Origin of the sequence: Solibacillus sp. FSL W7-1464, assembly GCF_038004425.1 — a bacterium.
In the GTDB taxonomy this organism is placed as follows: Bacteria; Bacillota; Bacilli; order Bacillales_A; family Planococcaceae; genus Solibacillus.
Genome location: NZ_JBBORC010000001.1, coordinates 1,216,905 through 1,239,387 on the forward strand (window position 1 = coordinate 1,216,905; position 22,483 = coordinate 1,239,387).

General features: G+C 41.3%; 27 protein-coding genes and 1 riboswitch. Of the genes, 22 read left to right on the plus strand and 5 right to left on the minus strand.

Going from position 1 to position 22,483, the window contains the following annotated elements; translation table 11 throughout:
• Positions 1-187 precede the first annotated feature (187 nt).
• From MKZ25_RS05730 to MKZ25_RS05745, 4 genes are all read left to right on the plus strand, one after another.
• The gene (locus tag MKZ25_RS05730) at positions 188-1,324 is read left to right on the plus strand and encodes an acyl-CoA dehydrogenase family protein (protein ID WP_340800641.1); all 1,137 of its coding nucleotides are present in this window, start codon (positions 188-190) and stop codon (positions 1,322-1,324) included.
• A 150-nt stretch (positions 1,325-1,474) separates the two neighbouring features.
• Complete coding sequence (locus tag MKZ25_RS05735) at positions 1,475-1,813, plus strand: c-type cytochrome (protein ID WP_087615306.1); 339 nt, start codon at positions 1,475-1,477, stop codon at positions 1,811-1,813.
• Between the two features lie 126 nt (positions 1,814-1,939).
• Positions 1,940-2,635 carry a tRNA (adenine(22)-N(1))-methyltransferase gene (locus tag MKZ25_RS05740; RefSeq protein WP_340800645.1) on the plus strand — a complete coding sequence of 232 codons (696 nt, stop codon included), beginning with the start codon at positions 1,940-1,942 and terminating at the stop codon, positions 2,633-2,635.
• A complete protein-coding gene (locus tag MKZ25_RS05745) occupies positions 2,632-3,753 on the plus strand; it encodes a Nif3-like dinuclear metal center hexameric protein (protein ID WP_340800646.1) in 1,122 nt (373 codons plus the stop codon). Before MKZ25_RS05740 ends, MKZ25_RS05745 begins: the two co-directional genes overlap by 4 nt.
• Positions 3,754-3,847: 94 nt before the next feature.
• Here MKZ25_RS05745 and MKZ25_RS05750 read toward each other — a convergent pair whose 3' ends face one another.
• Positions 3,848-4,816, minus strand: a complete 969-nt coding sequence (locus MKZ25_RS05750; RefSeq protein WP_340800647.1) for a 4-hydroxy-3-methylbut-2-enyl diphosphate reductase — start codon at positions 4,814-4,816, stop codon at positions 3,848-3,850.
• A gap of 196 nt (positions 4,817-5,012) precedes the next feature.
• Between MKZ25_RS05750 and MKZ25_RS05755 the strand changes: the two genes are divergently transcribed.
• Complete coding sequence (locus tag MKZ25_RS05755) at positions 5,013-5,291, plus strand: DUF1450 domain-containing protein (protein WP_340800648.1); 279 nt, start codon at positions 5,013-5,015, stop codon at positions 5,289-5,291.
• A 136-nt stretch (positions 5,292-5,427) separates the two neighbouring features.
• Here MKZ25_RS05755 and vrrA read toward each other — a convergent pair whose 3' ends face one another.
• Positions 5,428-5,958 (minus strand): VrrA/YqfQ family protein, encoded by a 531-nt coding sequence (vrrA, locus tag MKZ25_RS05760; RefSeq protein ID WP_340800649.1) that lies wholly within the window; start codon positions 5,956-5,958, stop codon positions 5,428-5,430.
• Positions 5,959-6,116: 158 nt separating this feature from the next.
• Between vrrA and MKZ25_RS05765 the strand changes: the two genes are divergently transcribed.
• The 5 genes from MKZ25_RS05765 (at position 6,117) to MKZ25_RS05785 (ending at position 10,885) form a co-directional block, all read left to right on the plus strand.
• A complete protein-coding gene (locus tag MKZ25_RS05765; protein ID WP_340800650.1) occupies positions 6,117-7,427 on the plus strand; it encodes a DEAD/DEAH box helicase in 1,311 nt (436 codons plus the stop codon).
• A gap of 68 nt (positions 7,428-7,495) precedes the next feature.
• Complete coding sequence (locus MKZ25_RS05770; protein WP_340800651.1) at positions 7,496-8,383, plus strand: deoxyribonuclease IV; 888 nt, start codon at positions 7,496-7,498, stop codon at positions 8,381-8,383.
• Positions 8,384-8,509: 126 nt separating this feature from the next.
• A complete protein-coding gene (gene dacB, locus MKZ25_RS05775; protein WP_340800652.1) occupies positions 8,510-9,928 on the plus strand; it encodes a D-alanyl-D-alanine carboxypeptidase/D-alanyl-D-alanine endopeptidase in 1,419 nt (472 codons plus the stop codon).
• 13 nt (positions 9,929-9,941) lie between these two features.
• Positions 9,942-10,565, plus strand: a complete 624-nt coding sequence (locus tag MKZ25_RS05780; protein ID WP_340800653.1) for a pyroglutamyl-peptidase I — start codon at positions 9,942-9,944, stop codon at positions 10,563-10,565.
• A gap of 110 nt (positions 10,566-10,675) precedes the next feature.
• Positions 10,676-10,885 (plus strand): hypothetical protein, encoded by a 210-nt coding sequence (locus MKZ25_RS05785; RefSeq protein WP_340800654.1) that lies wholly within the window; start codon positions 10,676-10,678, stop codon positions 10,883-10,885.
• Between the two features lie 156 nt (positions 10,886-11,041).
• Here MKZ25_RS05785 and MKZ25_RS05790 read toward each other — a convergent pair whose 3' ends face one another.
• Entirely contained in the window at positions 11,042-11,275 is a 234-nt protein-coding gene (locus MKZ25_RS05790; RefSeq protein WP_340800655.1) for an isopropylmalate synthase, read from the minus strand.
• 110 nt (positions 11,276-11,385) lie between these two features.
• Here MKZ25_RS05790 and MKZ25_RS05795 point away from each other — a divergent pair, with 110 nt between their 5' ends.
• The 12 genes from MKZ25_RS05795 to MKZ25_RS05850 all read left to right on the plus strand — a co-directional run bounded on the left by MKZ25_RS05795 (position 11,386) and on the right by MKZ25_RS05850 (position 20,035).
• Positions 11,386-12,132: a metal ABC transporter ATP-binding protein gene (locus MKZ25_RS05795; protein ID WP_340800656.1), complete on the plus strand. Its 747-nt coding sequence runs from the start codon at positions 11,386-11,388 to the stop codon at positions 12,130-12,132.
• Between the two features lie 15 nt (positions 12,133-12,147).
• The gene (locus MKZ25_RS05800; protein WP_340800657.1) at positions 12,148-13,014 is read left to right on the plus strand and encodes a metal ABC transporter permease; all 867 of its coding nucleotides are present in this window, start codon (positions 12,148-12,150) and stop codon (positions 13,012-13,014) included.
• A complete protein-coding gene (locus tag MKZ25_RS05805) occupies positions 13,011-13,421 on the plus strand; it encodes a Fur family transcriptional regulator (RefSeq protein WP_340800658.1) in 411 nt (136 codons plus the stop codon). Before MKZ25_RS05800 ends, MKZ25_RS05805 begins: the two co-directional genes overlap by 4 nt.
• 63 nt (positions 13,422-13,484) lie before the next feature.
• Positions 13,485-13,666, plus strand: a riboswitch (cobalamin riboswitch).
• Positions 13,667-13,826: 160 nt separating this feature from the next.
• Entirely contained in the window at positions 13,827-14,384 is a 558-nt protein-coding gene (locus MKZ25_RS05810; RefSeq protein ID WP_340800659.1) for a hypothetical protein, read from the plus strand.
• Positions 14,374-15,327, plus strand: a complete 954-nt coding sequence (locus tag MKZ25_RS05815) for an ABC transporter substrate-binding protein (RefSeq protein ID WP_340800660.1) — start codon at positions 14,374-14,376, stop codon at positions 15,325-15,327. Before MKZ25_RS05810 ends, MKZ25_RS05815 begins: the two co-directional genes overlap by 11 nt.
• Positions 15,328-15,397: 70 nt before the next feature.
• Positions 15,398-15,940, plus strand: coding sequence for a bifunctional adenosylcobinamide kinase/adenosylcobinamide-phosphate guanylyltransferase (locus tag MKZ25_RS05820; RefSeq protein ID WP_340800661.1), 543 nt, complete (start codon positions 15,398-15,400; stop codon positions 15,938-15,940).
• Between the two features lie 12 nt (positions 15,941-15,952).
• Positions 15,953-16,726: an adenosylcobinamide-GDP ribazoletransferase gene (gene cobS / locus MKZ25_RS05825; RefSeq protein ID WP_340800662.1), complete on the plus strand. Its 774-nt coding sequence runs from the start codon at positions 15,953-15,955 to the stop codon at positions 16,724-16,726.
• The gene (locus MKZ25_RS05830) at positions 16,699-17,304 is read left to right on the plus strand and encodes a histidine phosphatase family protein (protein WP_340800663.1); all 606 of its coding nucleotides are present in this window, start codon (positions 16,699-16,701) and stop codon (positions 17,302-17,304) included. The genes cobS and MKZ25_RS05830 overlap by 28 nt, the downstream gene beginning before the upstream one ends.
• Positions 17,247-17,675: a bifunctional adenosylcobinamide kinase/adenosylcobinamide-phosphate guanylyltransferase gene (locus MKZ25_RS05835; RefSeq protein WP_340800664.1), complete on the plus strand. Its 429-nt coding sequence runs from the start codon at positions 17,247-17,249 to the stop codon at positions 17,673-17,675. The genes MKZ25_RS05830 and MKZ25_RS05835 overlap by 58 nt, the downstream gene beginning before the upstream one ends.
• Positions 17,662-18,156, plus strand: a complete 495-nt coding sequence (locus MKZ25_RS05840; protein ID WP_340800665.1) for an ECF transporter S component — start codon at positions 17,662-17,664, stop codon at positions 18,154-18,156. The genes MKZ25_RS05835 and MKZ25_RS05840 overlap by 14 nt, the downstream gene beginning before the upstream one ends.
• The gene (locus tag MKZ25_RS05845; RefSeq protein WP_340800666.1) at positions 18,153-18,833 is read left to right on the plus strand and encodes a hypothetical protein; all 681 of its coding nucleotides are present in this window, start codon (positions 18,153-18,155) and stop codon (positions 18,831-18,833) included. Before MKZ25_RS05840 ends, MKZ25_RS05845 begins: the two co-directional genes overlap by 4 nt.
• A 131-nt stretch (positions 18,834-18,964) precedes the next feature.
• Positions 18,965-20,035, plus strand: a complete 1,071-nt coding sequence (locus tag MKZ25_RS05850; RefSeq protein ID WP_340800667.1) for a branched-chain amino acid aminotransferase — start codon at positions 18,965-18,967, stop codon at positions 20,033-20,035.
• A 311-nt stretch (positions 20,036-20,346) separates the two neighbouring features.
• Here the strand turns inward: MKZ25_RS05850 and MKZ25_RS05855 are convergent, their stop codons facing one another.
• Together MKZ25_RS05855 and MKZ25_RS05860 are read right to left on the minus strand one after the other, a co-directional pair.
• Positions 20,347-21,885: a flotillin family protein gene (locus MKZ25_RS05855; protein ID WP_340800668.1), complete on the minus strand. Its 1,539-nt coding sequence runs from the start codon at positions 21,883-21,885 to the stop codon at positions 20,347-20,349.
• Between the two features lie 18 nt (positions 21,886-21,903).
• Positions 21,904-22,434, minus strand: coding sequence for a hypothetical protein (locus MKZ25_RS05860; RefSeq protein ID WP_340800669.1), 531 nt, complete (start codon positions 22,432-22,434; stop codon positions 21,904-21,906).
• Positions 22,435-22,483: the final 49 nt, after the last annotated feature.

Below are 22,483 nucleotides of genomic sequence, written 5' to 3' on the forward strand. Positions count from 1 at the left end.
AAAAGCAAAATCCTACATAAACCTATACTATTCTTTTTAAGCTATGCAGATTCAGTGAAACTTTCTGTATAGCCTTTTTCGTCTGTTTTTTACAAATTACTCTGCAAAAAACATATATTTTCTGTAAAAATACATATTTTTGGATTACAATAGAATTGAAATGAAATAGGCTGAGAGGATGAATGGTATGCATTTTGATTTAACAACAGAGCAAGCGATGTTACAAAAGATGATACGTGAGTTTTCAGATGAAGTAGTGGCACCAGGAGCAGTCGAGCGGGATAAAACGAAAGCCTTTCCAGTAGAAATTTTTAAAGAACTATCCAATATGGGAATTATGGGTCTGCCGTTTCCCGAACAATATGGCGGGGCGGGTGCAGATACAATCAGCTTTGCAATCGTTACAGAAGAGCTGAGCCGTACATGTGCATCAACAGGGATTACGTATTCGGCTCATATTTCATTGGGCGGAGCACCACTAAATTTATTCGGTACCGAGGCGCAAAAGGAAAAGTATTTAACGCCGATCTGTACGGGCGAATCTTTCGGGGCATTCGGTTTAACAGAGCCTAATGCCGGTTCAGATGCAGGCGGTACAGAAACGACCGCTGTGCTGGAAAATGGAGAATTTGTCATTAACGGATCGAAGGTTTTTATAACAAATGCAAGTTATGCCAAACATTTAGCGTTAACAGCTATCACAAATCGGGATGGAAACAAAAAAGAAATTAGCGCCATTATCGTACCGACAGATGCGAAAGGATTTACGATCAAGTCGGAATACGAAAAGATGGGCTTGAATGCTTCGAATACAACAGAACTGATTTTAGAAAATGTCCGGGTGCCGGAAGAGAATTTACTAGGGGTCCGGGGAAATGGTTTTAAGCAATTTTTAACAACGCTGGATGGTGGCCGAATCGGTATTGCGGCAATGGCTGTAGGAATTGCACAAGGCGCACTGAATAAAGCGGTTCAATATGCAAAAGAACGCAAGCAATTCGGAAAAGCGCTGGCGGAGTTTCAGGCAACACAGTTTAAACTGGCTGATATGGAGGTAAAAATACAATTAGCACGGACATTTGTATACAAAGCGGCATGGCTGAAAGATCAGGGGCGTCCATTCGGGAAAGAGGCTGCGATCGCAAAATACTATGCTTCCGAGATGGCTATGGAAGTTTGCGATGAAGCCATTCAAATTCATGGCGGCTACGGCTATATGAAAGAGTATGAAGTAGAGCGCTATTTACGGGATGCGAAACTGCTGGAAATCGGTGAAGGAACATCCGAAGTACAGAAAATGGTAATTGCAAGACATATATTATGATAGAAATAGCAAATTGGTAAAATTGTTACAAAGCTAGTAAAACTTGTTCATTAAGCCTTTCAGTTTTCTATAGAATCAAGTACAATTAATATTGTTTACTAGGCAAAAGTCTAGCATGTAATAGAATATTTAATGAGGGAGGGGAACGCAATGAGAAACAATCCACTTATTCCTTACGTACTTATCATGGCATTCGGTATCGGACTAATTTTCTTCATGTCATTTGAGGGTGCAGCTGATAAAAACAGTGCGGACGGTGAACATTCAGGGGAAACTGCTGAATTAAATGGTGAAGATATTGCTCAAAAGAACTGTATTTCGTGCCACGGTGGTGATTTAACTGGTGGTGGAGGTCCTTCAATCGTTGGATTAGATGCTGAGCATATTAAAGATTACGCATTAAATGGTTCAGAAAACGGCATGATGCCACCGGTTCTTAAAAACGAAGCGGAAGCAGATGCAGTAGCCGAGTATATTTCAGGTTTATAATGAATAGCCAAGTGCAGAAATGGAGTGATCCTGTTCTGCACTTTTTTGTATTCTGGAAAGAGACGTTTCAAGTAAAGTTCTATATAATAGGGGTAGTTTGTGATATAGAAAAGAGGATATATAAATATGAACGCACAAAAACTTTCAAAACGACTTGAAACGGTCGCTTCATTTGTCCCGACAGGAGCAATTGTAGCGGATATCGGAAGTGATCATGCCTATTTACCGTGTTATTTGGTGCATAAAGGAATTGCTGCACGTGCAGTAGCGGGTGAGGTTGTGAAAGGACCTTATGAATCAGCTGTAAAACAAGTCCGCACTGAAGGCTTGACAGATAAAATTACGGTACGCATGGCTGATGGTCTGGCGGCTGTTGAAGAAGCGGATGGAATTACTGCTGTGACGATTGCAGGAATGGGCGGACCACTCATTGTATCCATTTTGGAAAAGCATCCGCAAGCGCTAAAAACGGTAACCCGTTTAATTTTACAGCCGAATATCCATGCAAAGGCGATCCGCGAATGGGCCATGGCAAATGGCTGGGCAATCCAGGATGAGGTTATTTTAGAAGAGGACGGGAAAATCTATGAGGTCCTTGTATTACAGCGCGGGGAAATGAAATTAAACGAAGCGCAAACTTTGCTTGGTCCAAAGCTGATGGAAACGAAAGTACCTGTTTTCATTGAAAAATGGTCACGTGAAATCGCGAATTGGCAACGTGTTCAACAAGCGATTTCAGAAGCTGAAAAAACAGCTGAAAATCAGGAAAAATTTGAACAACTGACACATTACATTAAAATGGTACAGGAGGCGATTGCGTGAAATCCGTAAATGGCAACGAGATTATCCAACTATTCGAATCATGGTCACCTAAAAAATATGCATGCATGCCGAATGACCCGATCGGATTGGCCATTGGTACATTAAACAAACCTGTCACGAAAGTGCTTGTGACACTGGACGTGACAAATGAAGTCGTAGATGAGGCCATCGATAACGGCTGTGAGCTCATCATTGCACATCACCCGCCGATTTTCATGAAGCTATCGAATTTGCGTACAGATAATCCGAAAGGGGCACTGTATGAAAAGTGCCTGAAAAATGATATCGCTGTTTATGCAGCCCACACGAATCTCGATGTAGCACCAGGCGGAGTCAATGATTTGCTGGCAGATGCCCTGCAACTTGAGAACCGTAAAACGCTGGAAGTAACCTTCGAAGAAAAAATGATGAAACTCGCCGTATTCGTTCCTGTGGATGATGCAGATGCTTTACGGGATGTCCTGGCTAAAGCCGGAGCAGGTCGTTTGGGCCACTATGAGGCGTGCAGCTATACATTGCAGGGGAAAGGCCGTTTCCGTGCCACAGAAGGAGCAGACCCGGCTGTAGGAGAAATCGGTGAGCTTCATATCGAGGAAGAGGAAAAGGTGGAAGTCGTGTTCCCGCAATCGATGAAAAATAAAATATTAAAGGCGATGCTGAACAACCACCCGTATGAAGAACCTGCATATGATCTGTTTACGATGGACGTAGACACAAATGAACAGGGGCTTGGCCGAATCGGCAAGCTGAAACAACCGATGACATTACGAGAGTTTGCAGAGTTTGTGAAAGTGCAGCTGGACGTGCCTTGCCTCCGTGCGGTTGGACCTTTGGATCGGGTTGTCCAGAAGGTTGCAGTTGTCGGGGGAGACGGCAATAAATATATCCGGGCTGCAAAATTTGCAGGGGCCGATGTATTTGTGACGGGAGATATCGGATTCCATATGGCTCAGGATGCAGAAGTGGATGGTTTAAGCATTGTTGATCCGGGCCACCATGTTGAAAAAGTCATGATTAAAGGCGTAGCGGAAAAAATGGCTTCTTTATGTGAGGATCAGAAATTGCCAGTAGAATTTATCCAATCAAAAATTAATACTGAGCCGTTCCAGTTTATTTAATCCGAAACAACAAAAATCTCAATTTTCTCCGAGGGAAGAAAATTGAGATTTTTTGTATTTATGAAATAAGCGGTTATGCTCCGCTTACTGGCTTTTAGTAAGGCATAATTTTTTCAACAGGTTTTGGTGCTTTAATCTTCGGCAGAATTTTATCCAAAGTTACGGAGCGTACAATTTCATGTGTTGCAGGATCGTTTTTATCGAACTTCTCCAAGAATGATAGGACTTCCTTAACGATTGGCGTCGGTGTTGAAGCACCTGCTGTTACTGCTACTGTTTCAACATTTTCCAGCCACTCGATCTGCAGCTCTGAAATATCCGAAATGCGGTAAGATGGCGTCCCGGCTATTTCTACCGATACTTGTGTCAGACGGTTCGAGTTGTTCGATTTTGGATCGCCGACAACGATTAATAAATCGGAAGCACCCGCTTGTTCAGCTACTGCTTCTTGGCGGACTTGTGTGGCCAGACAAATTTCTTTATGCACTTCGACATGCGGGAATTTTTCTTTTAAACTATCCATCAGGAAAGCAACATCCCATTGACTCATCGTCGTTTGGTTTGTTACAAGAATTTTTTCGTTTTCAAAAGACAGGTTATCGATATCTTTCATCGATTGGACTAGGTGAACATGGTCTGGTGCAACACCGATTGCGCCTTCTGGTTCAGGATGTCCCTTTTTACCGATGTAAATAATATCGTAGCCTTCCGCTGTTTTTTCACGGATTAGATCATGTGTCACCGTAACGTCCGGGCATGTCGCGTCAATTGATACGAGCCCTTTACGTCTGGCGATTTCGCGAATTTCAGGTGATACACCGTGTGCTGTGAAAATAACCGTGCCCTGCTCTACCTGTTCGATTATTTCTTTGCGATTTTCGCCATCAAGCGTAATGATGCCATCTTGTTCAAATGCATCTGTAACATGTTTATTGTGTACAATCATACCTAAAATGTAGATTGGTCTTGGTAATGTCGGATCAAGTGCGGCATTGCGTGCAATGACCATAGCGTCTACTACCCCATAGCAGTATCCACGCGGATTAATTTTTAAAACTTTCATTTATACGTAACTCCTTTCAAAGCCATGTAATTTCATTATATAGGACGTGTATGTTTAATTCAAAGTTCGCTTACTGAAATCTCTATGAAATTCGACGGAAATGGCGATATGTACCGAAATGATAGCTTAAGTACAGAATTTTGCGAACGTTTGCTATAATAGCAGAAATAAATAAAACGTAAAGCGGGGAAATGGAATGGCGTTTTCTTTTTTTAAGAGGAATAAAACGGTCGCTTTAAAAAATCAGGTAGAGTTTTGCATGACGAATTTATCGCTCGGTGCAGCGGATGTGTATGATGTGCTGCTGGAGCGCGACGATTTGGAAATAACGGAATCCGGCTGTACTTCAAACTGTGAAATTTGCGAATGTCATTTATTTGCGATTGTAAATGGGAATCTTATTAAATCAGAAAATGCGGAAACCCTATTACAGAACGTAGAAAATGAGCTGGAGGAGAATTCAGTCCTGTTTTAAGAGCTGGCCGGTAGATGTACGGGATAAAAAATGGACAATTTATAAAAATAGAAAGCTACTCCAGAATGCAAAAGAGAGAGGACTCGAGGTAAATTGTCGAATCTGCACCCAGTTGCTTGGGGTAGCTTTTATGGTGTTATTCAAAAGGCGGCTGAAATATTTTCGGTAATGATGGTTTTGATGTAATTTTCTCTTCAACCGGTTCTTGTTCTTGTCGGTTGCCTCGCTGATTGCCTCTTTCTCTCATTCTTTCTCTTGGTCTTTCTTGTGGCATCGAAACAGTGGAAGACTCCAGCGGGTCCGATGTATCTTTAAATCCTTTGTATAAACGCCATAAAGCCGGCAGATTTTTAAACATTGGGGCCGCCTGCTGAATATAAGGCGTGAATTTTTGGGCATTATTAAATAAAGAGTTTGCTCCTGACAAAAAACCTTCAAGTTTCGGTACATTTCCTGCAACTGCTCCTGCTCCAGGCATAGGTGCTTGAGGCGGAATAGGCATTTGATTCATAAACTGACCAGCTCCAGGTATTGGACCTATCCCAGGAATCGGACCTGCCCCTGATGCCGGACCTCGCATCATGTATGGTGCATACATTGGAAAGCGTGGTGCAACCGGCATTTGATTCATCATTGCTTGAGGTTGGAAGTAATAAGGTGGGCGCATAATAGACTCCTTTCTAAAAATCGACATGATATTACAATTTTCTTTCATAAATTCGTCTCAACTGTTTGACGTTGAAACTATTTACCGTTATGATATGCAGATGGTCACTTAAATGTACGAATTATGGTACAATAGGAAAGATGTAAGGAGGTACGTGAATGTCAAAATATACTGATTATCAATTCAAGCCATTTTTGCAGGACGCCATTGCAAAGCTTGGATTTACAGAGCCGACACCCATTCAAAAAGAAATGATTCCACTCGTATTAAAAGGTAAGAGTGCAATCGGACAAGCTCATACAGGTACAGGAAAAACACATAGTTTTTTATTGCCAATCGTAGAGCGTATCGTAGAAGAAAATCAAGAAGTACAGGCGGTTATTACATCGCCTACGCGTGAGCTGGCACAACAAATTTTTGATGCATTAAACCAGCTGGTTGAAGGAACGGAAATTTCAACTAAATTATTTATCGGCGGTACGGACAAACAACGTACAATCGATCGTTTAAAAACACAGCCGCAAATCGTTGTAGGCACACCGGGTCGTATTAAGGACTTGGTAAAAGAAAATGCATTGCTCGTACACACTGCTCCGATTTTAGTTGTCGATGAAGCAGATTTGGCATTTGACATGGGCTTCATTGAGGATATTGACGGTTTTGCGTCGCATATGCCGGAAAAGCTTGAAATGTTCGTTTTCTCAGCGACAATTCCTGAAAAATTAAAACCATTCTTGAAGAAATACATGGATTCACCGATTCATATTCATATGAATGACAAACGTCCGGTAGCGGAAGGCATTGATTTTGTATTAGTACCTGTACGTTCGAAAGCGCGTAATACACGATTACTTGAAGTAATTAAAGGAATTAACCCATTCTTGGCGGTTATTTTCTGTAATACACGTAAAAATGCAGAATCTGTAGCGAGCTTTTTAGCAGAACAAGGTATCCGTGCAGGACAAATCCACGGCGATTTAAGCCCGCGTGACCGTAAAAAAATGATGAAGCAAGTACGTGATCTTGAGTTCCAATATATTGTAGCGACAGATTTAGCTGCACGTGGTATTGATATTCAAGGAATTTCGCATGTCATTAACTATGAAATTCCGGAAGATCTTGAATTCTTCATTCACCGTGTTGGCCGTACAGCACGTGCCGGTTCTAAGGGAACAGCAATTACGTTGTACCAGCCGGAAGAGGAAGATGCAATTGTACGCATCGAAAAAATGGGCATACCATTTGTACAAAAAGATATTAAAAATGGCGAATGGTCTGATTTAAAAGACCGTCACCAACGTGCAAACCGTAAAGGTGAGCGTAAAGAAGATGAAATCGATGCGAAAGCCAAAGCCCTCGTACGTAAGCCGAAGAAAGTAAAGCCAGGCTATAAACGTAATATGAAGTGGGAAATGGAAAAAGTGAAAAAACGCGAACGCCGTATTAAAGCGCGCCGCAACAATAGATAATTTTACAAGGGGCTGCCTAGAAATATACTTCTATGCAGCCTGTTGTTCGTTAAATGGAGGAAAGTAGAATGTTATTAGGTTCACATGTTTCAATGAGCGGAAAAAAAATGCTGCTAGGTGCCAGTGAAGAAGCATTAAGCTATGGTGCCAATACTTTTATGATCTATACGGGCGCACCTCAAAATACGCGTAGAAAGCCGATTGAAGAGCTGAATATTATGAAGGGGCTGCTCCATATGAAAGAAAACGGGCTATCCAACATTGTTGTCCATGCACCTTATATTATTAATTTGGGAAATACGACAAAGCCGGAAACGTTCGAGCTTGGCGTAAACTTTCTGCAGGAAGAAATTAAACGTACAGCTGCACTTGAAGCGACACAAATCGTGCTGCATCCGGGTGCTCATGTCGGTGCAGGGGTTGATGCGGGTATTGAGCGCATTGTAGAAGGTTTGAATGAAGTGCTGACTCAGGACTACCCGGTACAGATTGCACTCGAAACAATGGCCGGCAAAGGCACTGAAATCGGCCGTACATTTGAAGAGTTGGCACGCATTATCGATGGGGTGACAAACAATGAGCGCCTGTCGATCTGTATGGACACTTGCCATATCCATGATGCTGGCTACGACGTTGTAGGTGACTTTGACGGTGTGTTAAATGAATTCGACAAAACAATCGGATTGGACCGTTTAAAAGTGCTGCACATCAATGATTCGAAAAATGTGCGCGGTGCTGCTAAAGACCGTCATGAAAATATCGGTTTTGGCGAAATCGGTTTTGAGGCGATACATTATATCGTCCATCATCCACAGCTGATGCATTTGCCGAAAATACTGGAAACACCATTTGTCGGTCCGGATGCTAAAAATAAAAAAGCGCCATATTTACACGAAATTGCGATGCTTCGCAACAGTGAATTCCAGCCAGCATTAATTGATGCACTGCGCGAATAATAAAAACAAGGAAAACATACTTTGCATAAATTTGATGCAAAGTATGTTTTTTTGCTTTTTTTATGTCATAATTTGTTATAATAAGTTAACTGTAAATTAGCAATATTCAAAAGGAGGAATCAGCTGATGAGAAAAATAATTCAGCTCGTCATTTTATTTGCATTATTCTTTTCATTGCCTATTCAAAGTTTTGCATCGGTCAATAGTACCGTAACAACACATTTAGGGAAAAATAATGCAGCTGTGACGGTTCGTGACGCAGAGACCGGTAAAATCGTTTATTCGCAAAATGGGGACAAGCTGATGCGGCCAGCTTCGAATATGAAGTTAGTTTCCGGGGCTGCAGCATTGGAAATGTTAGGAGAGGATTACCGTTTTAAAACAGATTTATATATCGATGGCCTTATCGTCAACGGTACATTGAACGGGAATGTGTACATAAAAGGAAGCGGCGACCCTACATTGACAAGGGAAGACTTTATCGAGTTTTCCGACATCTTGATGAAGAATGGCATTCGCACGATCAATGGTCACTTAATCGGCGATGATAAGGCGTTTTCCGGCAGTACATTGCCGCCCGGTGTCATAAAATCAGATGAGACTTATTACTTCGGAGCACGTACTTCCGCCATTACGATGTCGCCGAACAACGACTTTGATGCAAGCACGATTATTATTACTGCTAGCCCGGGTAAAGTCGGTGCAAAACCGAGCTTTACGATCTATCCTAATTCAAGCGGTATGGTCATTTCCAATCAGGCTAAAACGGTCAAAAAAGGGAGTGCCAATACAGTAACGATCAAGCGTGCATACAACACAAACCGCATCATCATTTCAGGCAATCTTCCGCAGGGCAGCAGCAAAAAGGAATGGGTAACATTGCAGGACCCTTCGAAAAATACAATGGATGCCATCAAGCAGACGCTGAAAGGCAAAGGGTTGAAATTTGTGAAAAGTTCACAGCTGAAAATCGGGAAAGTTCCGCAAGATGCAACACTGCTTTATACAAATGAATCCCGTACATTAGCGGCCATTTTCCCGGCGTTTATGAAGCTGAGCAACAACAGTATCGCTGATATTCTTGTAAAAACGATGGGCAAGGAGCAGTTAGGGGAAGGCAGCACGACTAAAGGGGTCACGTTATTAAAAAAATATAGTGAATCATTGGATATCCCAGTTAGTAACTGGCGTTTTACTGATGGCTCGGGACTGTCCAATTCAAACCGTGTCACATCAAACGGACTTTCGCAGCTGCTGTTCAAAGTTCAAGAGGAACCTTATTTTGATACATTTTTTGATTCATTGCCAGTCGCCGGCAATAAAGATCGCATGGTCGGCGGGACACTAAAAAGCCGTCTGACAAGCAGTGGGCTGCAAAATAGAATCTATGCAAAAACCGGGTATATTCCGAATGTATATACATTATCAGGATATATGAAGGGCCAAAGTGGAAAACAATATATTTTCTCGATCTTACTGGAAAACAAATCGAGTGGAAATGTATACATTGACCGTACAATGGCAGCGCTTGTAAAAAACTTATAAAGGGGCAGAACAGATGGAGAAATTACTTTTAACAGGATTTGAACCGTTTTTATCAAATCCGATCAATCCTACAATGGAAGTCGTGCAGGCACTGAACGGAAAAACGACCGGCCAGTTTGAAATTGTTGGTCATGTCCTATCTGTTGACTTCGCAAAAGCACCGGAACAATTTATGGCACTGGTCGAAGAAGTAAAGCCGACGATTATCATTTCATTAGGGTTAGCGTCGGGCATTACAAAAATTTCTCCGGAACGTGTTGCATTGAATGTAAAGGATGGAGAAAAGGACAATGCGGGGAATGCGTTTGAAGATGCACCGATCAAAGAAGACGGGGATGTTGCGTATTTGTCGACATTGCCGATCCGCAAAATCGTCAACCGATTAAATACTGCAGGTTATCCGACGGCAATATCGAATTCAGCAGGAACGTATTTATGCAATAATATAATGTATGAAGGCTTGTACTATGCTGCGAAGAATGAAGCGATTCGAGCTACAGGATTTATCCACATCCCTGCATCATTCGAGCTGGCGATTGAGCACGGCCGAATTCCAGGCTGGTCAATGCGGGATCTGACAGCGGCCATTGAACTGGCAATCGAAGTTTGTGTAGAAAATGTGGAGCTGGCACGATAGGAATTTAAGTTATATCTTTTGAAGTTACGCAAAGTGGTTAGCTGAAGTAATCCCTATTTTCCCTTACCATTAAAATAAACACAATATAATATCTTAAAAGGGGTAAATTAATGGCAGTATTTAAAGCGCAAGGCGTAGTAACAAGTGAAACGGACAAGGGCGTCTATAAGGACATGGCAAGCGTAAGGGTGTACCTTCAAAAAAAGGATATGACCATGCGTATTAAGTTTTACGATTTAGAAACAGTGCATTATATACCTAAAGACAGTAAAATGTACAATGATTTAATGCGAGACTTATTTAGCAACGAAATGGAATAAGGTTACAATTTGTCACAATGTCAATAAAGCATTGAAAGTAATGAAAAAAGTAAGAATAAAAAATCAGCCGTGTTGCGGCTGATTTTTGCTTTATATGGGAGATAATTTTACGGGTTTTACAAAAGTGTGTACACGAAAATTCCGATTAATAATAAATTACAATCCGACGAGCTTCATCAACTTTTTATAGCGTTTATCCCCAAGCAGCTTCTGAATTTTTTGTAATACCTCTTTTGGAATGCCGGTCAGAGCCCAGCTGATATTGGCATGCTTCAAAATTTTTTGCAGCTTCTGAATTTCTTCCAGGCTCAATTCAAGCCCCTGCTGTTTTGCAAAATCCTGTAGCTGGCTGTCATTCATTCCTTTTAGGTTATCAAACCACTGTAGCATTTGAATTGTCTCCATCCTCTCAAGTTTATTCCCTTTACATGAACAAAAAACTGCATTATACTAACATGATGTAAATCGTAATGATTTTGAATTAGAAAGAAGCGAACGAAATGAAAAAACCATTGATTGAATTGAAGGATGTTTCCTTTCAATATGAATACACGCAAGCACTGAAGAATATTTCGCTACGTGTCAATGAAGGCGACTTTTTGGCGTTGATCGGACAAAACGGTTCCGGTAAATCGACACTTTTGAAATTGATTTTAGGACTGTTGAAGCCCATGTCAGGGGAAATTAAATTATTTGGCGAACAGGCAAGCCATTTTAAACACCGCGAATGGATTGGCTATGTCTCGCAAAAATCCAATGCCTTTAACTCGGGGTTTCCTGCAACGGTCGAAGAAGTCGTGAAAAGCGGTCTATCGCAAAAGGTCGGACTTTTTAAACGCTATCCAAAAGATGCGGACTTTTTAGTAAAAGGTGCTTTAAAAGATGTCGGCATGGAGAAATTTCTGAAACGGAATATTGGACAGCTTTCCGGCGGGCAGCAGCAACGTGTGTTCATCGCTCGTGCATTAGTGTCCGATCCGAAGCTCCTTATTTTGGATGAACCAACAGTCGGCATTGACCGCGAAAATGTGCAGGCATTCTATGATATGCTCGCACATTTGAATAAGCATCACAATATGACAATGATTTTAGTTACACACGATGTGGACACGGTTTCGGATCGGGTCAGTCATGTCGCATGCTTAAATCAGTCGATCCATTTCCATGGATACAAAAATGATTTTGATACGATTTCGGAAGAACAGATTGCTAGCTGGAACGGCCACTCTGTTCGAAAGATTCATTAAGAGGAGCAGGCCGTTATGATAGAAGCTATATTAAACTATGAATTTTTACAAAATGCCTTTTTCTCAGGGCTTGTTATTGGAGTCATCGCACCACTATTAGGTGTATTTATCGTAGTAAGACGTTTATCGCTCATTGCGGATGCACTGTCGCATGTTACACTGGCGGGGATTGCCGGGAGCCTGTACTTGAGCCAATCGTTTGCAGCGTTGGCATTGCTGAATCCGATTTATTTAGGGATTATCGCATCTGTAAGTGGTTCGATTTTAATTGAACGATTACGCCGACTATATAAACATTATGAAGAACTTGCGATACCGATTATTATGTCGGGCGGAATCGGTGTGAGTGCCATTTTAATTTCACTTGCAAGCGGATTTAATACCGATTTAATGAGCTATTTATTCGGTTCTGTATCTGCTGTATCGCGCCAGGATTTATATGTTGTACTGGCAATTGCAGTCGTTGTCGTATTATTTTTAGTCCTGTTTTTTAAAGAGCTTTTCGTCTTGTCGTTCGATGAGGAATATGCGAAAGCGAGCGGTTTACCTGCGAAGTGGATTCACTTATTGTTTATGATTGTTGTCGCTCTCGTTATCGCAGCAAGTATGCGTATTGTCGGAATTCTGCTTGTTTCAAGCTTAATGACATTACCGGTAGCTGCAGCGATGCGACTGGCTCGCGGCTTTAAAGAAGCAATTATTTTAGCGATTGTATTTGGAGAGCTGGCCGTAGTAATCGGACTCATTTCTGCATTTTACCTGAACTTGGCACCTGGTGGAACAATTGTTGTTACCTCCATTTTGATCTTGCTGTTCGTAATTTTAATTAAAAAACTTGTTTTGAAATTCACAATTAAATCGGAAGGGGAAGAACTACTGTGAATGCAACGCGCGCGTGGGAAATATTAAAGGAAAATGGCTATAAAAAAACGGATAAACGAGAGTTGATTTTGGATATGTTTGCAGCTACAGAAAAGTATTTGACTGCCCGTGACTTGTTATCAGTATTGAAAAAGGATTTCCCCGGGATGAGTTTCGATACAATTTACCGTAACTTGGCAACTTTCGTGGAGCTTGATATTTTAGAAGAAACAGAATTAAACGGTGAGCGAAATTTCCGTATGCACTGTGAGTCGGATCACCATCACCACCACTTTATTTGCAGTGATTGCGGGAATGTAAAGGAACTGTCTGTTTGCCCGATGGAAATGCTCGGTGAAAAGCTGCCGGGTTATGCTGTTGAGGCGCATAAATTTGAGATTTACGGCAAATGTCCGGAATGTTTATAGTAAACTGAAAATATTTTATTTGCATAATAATATTATTATGCTAAAGTGATAAAGACAAATTGAATAAATTTGCAGGAAAAAGATGCATGATGCATAAATGGGAATTCGGTGTAAATCCGAAGCTATATCCGTAACTGTAAGCGTTGATGAAAATAAGTGTGATACCACTGCTAAACTAGCGGGAAGGTACTTATGAGTAAAGTGAAACGCAGAGCCAGGAGACCAATCTTTTTCTTATCGTAACATCCCTCTTCGGAATTAAAGAGAATGTACGGCAGTCACTGATCGAATGAGCATCGTTTTACACTCTTTTTTGATTATTGAAGCCATCCATTTTCTTGGGTGGCTTTTTTTTCGTACACTCGGTAATTTCGGCGGGGCACTACTTGAAGTGAGGAGAATTTTATGAAAAAGGATATCCGTTATTCCTGCTATCCGTTTATGCGGGAAAAATCAAGCTGCGTCGATTATGAAATTCGAACCGACTCTTTAACAACCCGCATCGGTACAGTCTTTCCAACATTAGTCGATGATGCATCCGGTCAAGTCGTCTTGGAAGACTTAAGGAGGATACAACCGTTAGCCTATCATGCCAATGGTTCTGTCCGTGGCAAATTGGCCATTACATCTGAGGATTTACAATGGCTAAGCGATCGATACGATTTTTATGTAGGTGAAGTCGGAGAAACGATTCAGCAGTTTGTTCTGCCACAAGGAATCGAAAGTGCAGCAAGACTGCATATTTGCCGCAGTGAGGCAAAAAAGTCTTACAGAGCATTACATAAAGTAAGTGAAGAAAGAGAAGTGGATGAAATTCTGTTCGATTTTCTCGGGCTGCTTGCCAATGTGTTTTTTGTCATGGCGGTCTATATGAATCAGCAGCATCAACAAGAGGAAATTCCATTTATCTCAAAATCCTATCCAACGAAAAAGAAAAAAGGAGTTACAACAAATGAAATTTAATAACAAATGGGTCGTTGCTTTCGCGGCAACATTATTACTGGCAGCATGTGGATCAGATGAGGAAAAAACAGATGGCAATGCGGAAAAAGAAACACAGACTGCATCGAAAAATGAAGGAGCACCCTATACAGTTGTAGATGACCGTGGTGTGGAAGTAACATTCGATGAAGTACCGGAAACGATTATTTCCCTACAGCCGAGCAATACAGAAATTTTGTTTGAGCTGGGTGTCGGTGAACAAATTGTCGGGGCAACAGAATATGATACATATCCGGAAGCCGCACAAAAAATCGAGCGTGTGTCGACTTCTACTGTCATCAATGCAGAGCGAATTCTGGAATTAGATCCGGATGTCGTTATAGCTTATACAATTGGGGAGGAAGCACAAATTGCCCAATTGGAAGATGCGGGTCTTAAAGTATTTGTAATTGCTTCGGCGGCGACATTTGATGATGTTTATTCGGATATTATCCAGCTGTCGGAAGTAATGGGTGTGGACGATAAAGGTGAAAAAGTTGTAGCGGACATTAAAGCGCAAATCGAAACAGTACAGGAAAAAACAGCAACACTTGATACGAAGAAAAAAGCCTATTATGAAGTGTCACCAGCTCCGAATCTTTGGACTACCGGCAGCAGTACGTTCCAGCAGGAAATAATGGATCACGCAAATGTTGAAAATATTTTTGCGGATCAGAAGAGCTGGATCAGTGTAACGGAAGAAGATATCATTACACGTAACCCTGAAATTATCATTACACCTGCAACATATATGGAAAATGCGGTCGAAGAAATTTTAGGACGTACAGGCTGGGAGAAAATACAGGCAGTCACAGACAAGGCAGTTTATTTAGTGGATGGGGATATTATGTCCCGACCTGGACCGCGTATTGGTGAAGCGGTAGAAATTATGGCACAATCAGTATACCCGGAACTGTTTAAATAAGTATAGAATAGAAGGACATGCCTTAGTTTCGGCATGTTCTTTTTACATATAAGGACGAGGAGGTAGCCGATTGATCTTTATAACGGGTGGTGTACGAAGCGGGAAAAGTGCTTTTGCAGAAAAATACGCAAGGCAGTTAGGTGAAGAGAAGACGCTCTACTATGTTGCGACAGGCGTATCCTTTGATGAGGAAATGAAAAAACGGATTATCCGCCATCAGCTGGACCGTGATAGTCAGAACATCAACTGGAACACAGTGGAAATGCAAGTCGAAGTTCCACCAGCTATTCAAGAATTAAATAATGATACAGTTGTGCTTTTTGAATGTGTGACAACATGGCTTTCGAATGTACTTTATACATATGAACAAAGGAATGAAAATAGCGAATATATTGATAATTGTATCGGATCGCTGCAAAAGCAATTGCTAACTTGGCGTAAGCAGGGTGCTACAATTATAGTTGTATCAAATGAAGTGCTGGATGAACTCCCATCACAATATGGGGAAGTAAATTTATATCGTAAATTGTTGGGTGAGCTTCATCAATGGATTGTCCAAAAAAGTGATGAAGCATATGAAGTACAATTTCAGCTTGTACAGCGGTGGAAGTAAGGAGGAAACAAGTTGAAAAATAGTTGTAGCGGTTTTTTATTAGCGTGGCAATTTTTTTCGGCAGTGCCGATTAAAAAACAGTTGGATATGAATGGCAAGTCGGTTACATGGATGTATGGTTTTTTGCCGATTGTTGGATTGCTGATTGGATCAATAATTAGTAGTGGCGTATTTATACTATCTCGCTATAGTGAGATTTCGGACTTGTTATTGGCGATTTTGATTGTTATCGGGTTAATCGTCCTGACAGGGGGACTGCATTTAGACGGATGGATCGATATGAGCGATGCGTTCTTTTCCTATGGAGAAAAAGAGAAACGGCTGGAAATATTGGATGATCCGCGTACAGGCGCTTTTGGAGTTATTAGTGTTTTTTGCTTACTCGTATTAAAAATCGGTATTATTTATGAAATGCTGTTGCAGGGGCAATTTGAGATTGTGCCGTTTTTAATCTTTATTCCGTTTATCGCGAGAATGGGGATGCTGCTCTATTTTATAACGATGCAGCCAGCAAAGGAAAAAGGACTTGCTGCTTATTTTAAAGGGATCGTCATTCCAAATAAGCTTGCTGTTTTAATCGGCGTTCAAAGTTTCCTTGCATTTGTCTGCTGGTTTTACATCGGTGTTTTCAGCTTGTTTATTTTGGTCGTAGTAATGCTGATTGCCGTTGCAATATACCGGAATTGGTCAAAGAAATATTTTGGCGGAGTAACAGGTGATTTACTCGGTGCACTCGGTGAAGGTTTGGAGGTCGTTTTATGGCTGACGATATTACTGTGCATTTAATCAGGCATGAAAAAACGAAGGCGAATATGGAGCGTAAATATATTGGCTGGACAGATGAACCGATACAAAAAAAAGTCGTAGCCGAAATTGATCTGCAGCCTGCTATCGTTTATGGGAGCGATTTGCGGAGATGTCGTGAAACTGCACAATGCTATTTTCCTGATGCCGAATTTATCGCATCAAGGGATTTGCGTGAGCTGCATTTTGGGGACTTTGAAATGTGTACATATGAACAATTACAGCATAACGGAACATACCGGGCTTGGATTGATGACCCGCTTAACAATCCGATTCCAAACGGAGAAACTTTTCTTCAATTCCAGCAGCGTGTATTAAACGATTTTCGTGAAATTGTATATGAGAATAAAGAATATACGTTCATCGTACATGGTGGAGTGATTCGGTTATTACTCGCCGTATACGGGTTGGAGGAGCAATCCTTTCAGCAAACAGTGGCCAATCATCGTACGATTTATACACTTGGCTGGAATTCGGTAGATGAACTCATAGGAGGTGCGAGATGTACGTTATACTCGGAGGCGCACATAACGGTAAACGAAAATATGCAGAAAAACTGATTGAACAATTACCGGCAAAAGAATTGATGATTTGTGAAGGATACTTGCCAAAAGCGGAAAATATAAATAAAAACGAGCGCTACGTAATCACTGATTTTGAACAGATCATTTTACCGTATCTTCATGAATCCGAAGAACAGGCTGCCCGGCAGATTTACGAACAGATGATACAGATTGCCGAGCAGGCAGAACTGTTTTGTATTTGTACAGATACGAGCCGCGGTGTTGTACCGCTTGAAAAGGAAGCACGGTTGTTAAGAGATACTTGCGGTCGCCTTTACCAGAAGCTTTGTAATGAGGCCCGGACAGTTGTTCGTGTATGGTACGGCATCCCGCAAATTTTAAAAGGAGATTCTCATGGACAAGAGTAAATTACGTTTAATTATTTTAACAGCATTCATTGCCGCAATTTGCGTCATTGGCAGTTTTATAAAAGTACCGGTAGGAATCGTTGGAACAGCTGCACTCGATTCTGCTCCCGCTCTCATCAGTGCAATATTTCTACCGCCAGTTTTTGCAGGCGCGGCAGGAGCACTCGGTCATATCGCGACAGGTTTTACATCCGGTTTTCCGCTCGGCATTTTACATCTTTTAATTGCAGCGGAAATGTTTATTATCGTTGCGGTTTTTGCGATTATGCATCAAAAAGGGCATCATATTTTAAAATGGATATTTGTAATTATCGCAAATGGTGTCATTGCACCGATTCCATTTTATTTTATTATTTCTCCTGCATTTTACATCGGCTCAATTGCCTCATTAACAATTGCGACAGCTGTGAACTGTCTGATCGCAATACTTGTCATCCCTGTATTGAAAACGGTTGTGCAGCGAGTAGGGGTTAATGTATGAGAAATGCGATAGAAGTTAACGGGTTAGTCGTATCGATTGATAATTCGGGTTGTATCGGCACAAAAGAGCACGATATTGTACATGTACCGAATGAAATTACCGCTTATTTTACAGCGCGTACCGCTATTTTAGAGCAACTTTGCGCGGGTGCTGTCCCGGTTCAATTATTAATGGCCAATTTTTCAGGCGATGATGTTTGGACTGAATACGAGCAAGGTTTTAAAAAGGCATTTTCCGAAATGGGGCTTGTGATGCCACCTTTAATGGGCTCGAGTGAAACGAATTTCCAGTCGCTTCAGTCAGCTGTCTCTCTCACGATGCTAGGGAAAAAGCAATTCGAACAAAATACTAACGATTGCGAGTTTTATGTTGTCGGCGAACCGCTTGTCGGAAATGATGTGACAGAAAATCCACACAAAATAGCCCAGTTAGGTGAGTTGTACGAAGGACTGATCAACGGTATGATACAGGCAATATGGCCAACAGGTTCTAAAGGAGTTGGCGCAGAAATAATACGTTTTGCCGGAGAAAATTATACAGCAGATGTCGATTTCACCGGTTCTGCAGGTCCATCATGTGCGGTATTAGTTGCTGTAAAAAAAGAGTATGAAGAACTATTCAAAACGAACATGACAGCACCTGTTAGAAAACTTATAAAAAAAAATGATTGTAGATGAATTTGCTCGAAAACTGATGAAACTGCTAGAAAAAAATATTTTTTGACGGAAATTAAAAAATACTAAATTTTCTAAAAATAACATGGTATGATAAAGTGTATCAACTTAAAATTAGTTAAGGAGCATGAAATATGACAACATACCAAATTACAACTGAGTTATCAACAAATAGAAAAGAAAAAACACCTGCAGAACAGCTTGGTTTTGGTAAGATTTTTACTGACCATATGTTTGTTATGGATTATGAAGATGGAAAAGGATGGCATAATGCGACAATTACACCATATGCTCCGATTACATTAAGCCCTGCTGCAATGGTATTTCACTATGGACAAGCGGTATTTGAAGGTCTGAAAGCATATATGACAGAAGATGGAGAAGTCCAGTTATTCCGCCCGGACCGTAACTTCCAACGATTAAATTCTTCCAATGCACGTCTTTGCATTCCACCGATTGATGAAGACTTTGCTTTAGAAGCATTAAAAGAATTACTTCGAGTAGATCGCGAATGGGTTCCGACTTCACCAGGTACATCTCTTTATATTCGACCATTTATTATTGCAACAGAGAGCTATTTAGGTGTAAATCCTGCGAAAAGCTATAAATTTATGATTATCATGTCACCGGTTGGCTCTTATTATAAAGAAGGCATTAACCCGGTCAAAATTTTAGTGGAACAGCAATATGTTCGTGCCGTAGTTGGCGGTACCGGCGAAGCAAAAACAGCCGGCAACTATGCTTCAAGCCTAAAAGGTTCTGAAATTGCTGCCGAGCAAGGCTATTCTCAAACATTATGGCTGGACGGCAAGGAAAATAAATACGTAGAAGAAGTGGGCAGTATGAACATCTTCTTTAAAATTTCAGGAAAAGTAATTACTCCTGCATTAAACGGCAGTATTCTACCAGGGATTACGCGCGATTCAATGATTCAAGTATTAAAATCGAAAAATATTCCAATTGAAGAGCGTGCCATTGCTTTTGAAGAAGTTATAGAAGCAGCAAAAAACGGCACATTGGAAGAGGCATTCGGTACAGGTACTGCAGCTGTCATTTCACCGGTAGGGGAGCTGAAGTGGCTGGATGATATCATCTCTGTCAACAACGGCCAAATCGGTGAAGTAACGCAAATGCTTTACGATACTTTAACAGGCATCCAGTACGGTAAAGTTGAAGACCCGTTCGGCTGGACGGTTAAAATTTAATAAAAATAAGCTATAATATAACCCAAAAACACCATTTTTCTCAGGGAGAAAAATGGTGTTTTATTGTGTGTAAAATTGATATCCATTCCGGGATGCTTTCCATGGGCACGACGTTGGGCCAACATGAAGTTAGTCACAAAAGCGTGCCACAGGACGTGGCATTCTTAGCTTTTGTGACTAAGTCTCAGGCGTCGGTGCACCTGCCGCTTCGCTTTCGTCACAAAATAAATTTTGCTCTTCCCGTAGGAGTCGCCCTTCATTCCAATCGATTTTATAAAATATCCGTTTCTTAATAAGTTTTTTAACTAACTTTATTTTTCCAGTACTTCCTCAACTCGTGAAAAATCTTCGCGAGGGATGATTGCCGATTTTTCAAATGCATTTTTGCCGACATATGTTTCGATTAGTTCTTTCACATCGATACCGGAAGATGCTTTTAATGTTTCCTGCAAGCCGGCCATTAAATCCGTCGCATAACCCGTCACTTTACCAGCACCGCCGTTTGCGCCGCCGCCTGTATCAACAACTGTAATCTTGTCGATATTTGAAAGTGGGCTGGCAACTTGTTTCGCGTACTCCGGTAACATTTTAACAATCATATCAAGGACAGCCGCCTGACCGTACTGTTCAAACGCTTCTGCAATTTTCTCTTTCGCTTCTGCTTCTGCAAGACCGCGTAGTCGGATAATTTCCGCCTCAGCCGTACCTTGTGCACGCTCTGCATCTGCTTTCGCCAGACCATCTAAACGAATGCGTTCAGCTTCAGCTTGTGCGTGTGTTTCAATACGGTATTTCTCCGCATCAGCCTGAGCAAGCTCTTTACGTTTTTGAGCTTCCGCGTTTTGTTCGATTGCATAACGATCCGCATCAGCTTTTTTCTTCACTTCAGAGTCATATTGCTTTTCACGACGCAGAATTTCTTTTTCTTCCAGTTCGATTTGTTTTTGACGCTCGATGATCTGTACTTGCATTTCCTGTTCTGTTACTTCCTGTTTAGCACGAGCAGATTCCAATTCGTACGCCTGGTCGGCACGGGCTTTGGCAATGTCCTGCTCGCGGCGGTATTCAGCCACTTTTAACTGATTATTTTTTTCGGCTTCCGCAATTTCAGTAGCGCGCTCCAATTCAGCCTGTTGCGCTTCCTGAGCTGCCTGAGCACGTTTAATACGTGTTTCCTTGTCAGCTTCCGCAGTTGCGATATCGGCATCGCGCTTCACTTGAGCGATTCGTGGCTTACCTAAAGAATCCAAATAGCCGTTTTTATCACGAACATCTTTAATTGTAAACGATACAATGATCAAACCCATTTTCGCTAAATCCTGGGATGCAACACGTTGTACTTCCTGCGAGAACTTATCACGGTTTTTATAAATTTCTTCAACCGTCATCGATCCTAAAATCGAACGTAAGTGACCTTCCAGAACTTCGCGTGCTTCACTTTCGCGTTCCTGTTTATCTTTCCCTAAAAATTGCTCGGCAGCCGTTGCGATTTCCGAAATTGAACCGCCGATTTTGATGATGGCTGTACCATCAGCCATAACAGGAACACCTTGCTCCGTATAAACTTCCGGAGTTGTTACTTCCAGTTTACTTGAAAGAAGACTTAGTGGTTTTGCCTGCTGGAAAACCGGGAATACAAATGTACCACCACCGCGAATAATCTTAATGCGATTTCCAGATTCATCGGTATGTACATTTTTGCTTCCTAAATAACTGCCTGTTACGATTAATGCCTCATCCGGACCAGCTGTGCGATATTTCATAATATAGACCGCTACAAGTGCGACAATTAGAAATACTACTACCCCGACTGCTATTAAAATTCCTGATATACCTGCCAAACCTGACATAAAAATTCCTCCCTGTTTTTAAAATTGAAGTTCTTCTTTCTCATAAATCGCGACCATTGCTGTACCATCCTGCATCTCAATAATTAAAACTCGCGTGTCATATGGAATCTCTACTTGATGAAAACTTGCTGCACGCTTTGATATAATGCCGTTTGCCGTTTCAATCACCATTTCACCAAAACCATCCAGTGGAACGGGTACGATCACTCTTCCAACCTGACCTTCAAGCGATTCATCCGTATAGGCAAGTGACACTTCCGCTGAACGTAATGGAACGAGCAGGAAAAAATAGAGTAGTGCTGTAAATAAACTTGCAATTATAAGAGCGATAATGAATATGATGAAACTTGTTAAACCGGTAAACTGTTCCAGCAAATAGCCCGCAGCCGAAGTGAACGTGATAAACGAAAGGATAACAGCCGGGTCAAAAAATGGCGTTCCATCGATGGCCACATCCGCAACATCTGCAAAAAATAAGTAAAGAACAGTACAACACCCAATAACGATTAAGATGAATAAATAAATGGTTTCAATGGAATAACCAAACAAGTTGCCACCTCCTTCATGCTATTTAATAAATTTACGGATGAAATGGTAA

Bases quoted from the DNA above. Each gene is read 5' to 3' on its own strand.
- dacB (WP_340800652.1), top strand. From the start codon at position 8,510: ATGAGAAAAATAATTCAGCTCGTCATTTTATTTGCATTATTCTTTTCA.
- MKZ25_RS05790 (WP_340800655.1), bottom strand. From the start codon at position 11,275: ATGCTACAGTGGTTTGATAACCTAAAAGGAATGAATGACAGCCAGCTA.
- MKZ25_RS05785 (WP_340800654.1), top strand. From the start codon at position 10,676: ATGGCAGTATTTAAAGCGCAAGGCGTAGTAACAAGTGAAACGGACAAG.
- MKZ25_RS05810 (WP_340800659.1), top strand. From the start codon at position 13,827: ATGAAAAAGGATATCCGTTATTCCTGCTATCCGTTTATGCGGGAAAAA.
- MKZ25_RS05735 (WP_087615306.1), top strand. From the start codon at position 1,475: ATGAGAAACAATCCACTTATTCCTTACGTACTTATCATGGCATTCGGT.
- MKZ25_RS05830 (WP_340800663.1), top strand. From the start codon at position 16,699: ATGGCTGACGATATTACTGTGCATTTAATCAGGCATGAAAAAACGAAG.
- MKZ25_RS05755 (WP_340800648.1), top strand. From the start codon at position 5,013: ATGGCGTTTTCTTTTTTTAAGAGGAATAAAACGGTCGCTTTAAAAAAT.
- MKZ25_RS05780 (WP_340800653.1), top strand. From the start codon at position 9,942: ATGGAGAAATTACTTTTAACAGGATTTGAACCGTTTTTATCAAATCCG.
- vrrA (WP_340800649.1), bottom strand. From the start codon at position 5,958: ATGCGCCCACCTTATTACTTCCAACCTCAAGCAATGATGAATCAAATG.
- MKZ25_RS05770 (WP_340800651.1), top strand. From the start codon at position 7,496: ATGTTATTAGGTTCACATGTTTCAATGAGCGGAAAAAAAATGCTGCTA.
- MKZ25_RS05750 (WP_340800647.1), bottom strand. From the start codon at position 4,816: ATGAAAGTTTTAAAAATTAATCCGCGTGGATACTGCTATGGGGTAGTA.
- MKZ25_RS05815 (WP_340800660.1), top strand. From the start codon at position 14,374: ATGAAATTTAATAACAAATGGGTCGTTGCTTTCGCGGCAACATTATTA.
- MKZ25_RS05765 (WP_340800650.1), top strand. From the start codon at position 6,117: ATGTCAAAATATACTGATTATCAATTCAAGCCATTTTTGCAGGACGCC.
- MKZ25_RS05855 (WP_340800668.1), bottom strand. From the start codon at position 21,885: ATGTCAGGTTTGGCAGGTATATCAGGAATTTTAATAGCAGTCGGGGTA.
- MKZ25_RS05740 (WP_340800645.1), top strand. From the start codon at position 1,940: ATGAACGCACAAAAACTTTCAAAACGACTTGAAACGGTCGCTTCATTT.
- MKZ25_RS05730 (WP_340800641.1), top strand. From the start codon at position 188: ATGCATTTTGATTTAACAACAGAGCAAGCGATGTTACAAAAGATGATA.
- MKZ25_RS05840 (WP_340800665.1), top strand. From the start codon at position 17,662: ATGGACAAGAGTAAATTACGTTTAATTATTTTAACAGCATTCATTGCC.
- MKZ25_RS05850 (WP_340800667.1), top strand. From the start codon at position 18,965: ATGACAACATACCAAATTACAACTGAGTTATCAACAAATAGAAAAGAA.
- MKZ25_RS05835 (WP_340800664.1), top strand. From the start codon at position 17,247: ATGTACGTTATACTCGGAGGCGCACATAACGGTAAACGAAAATATGCA.
- MKZ25_RS05795 (WP_340800656.1), top strand. From the start codon at position 11,386: ATGAAAAAACCATTGATTGAATTGAAGGATGTTTCCTTTCAATATGAA.
- MKZ25_RS05845 (WP_340800666.1), top strand. From the start codon at position 18,153: ATGAGAAATGCGATAGAAGTTAACGGGTTAGTCGTATCGATTGATAAT.
- MKZ25_RS05800 (WP_340800657.1), top strand. From the start codon at position 12,148: ATGATAGAAGCTATATTAAACTATGAATTTTTACAAAATGCCTTTTTC.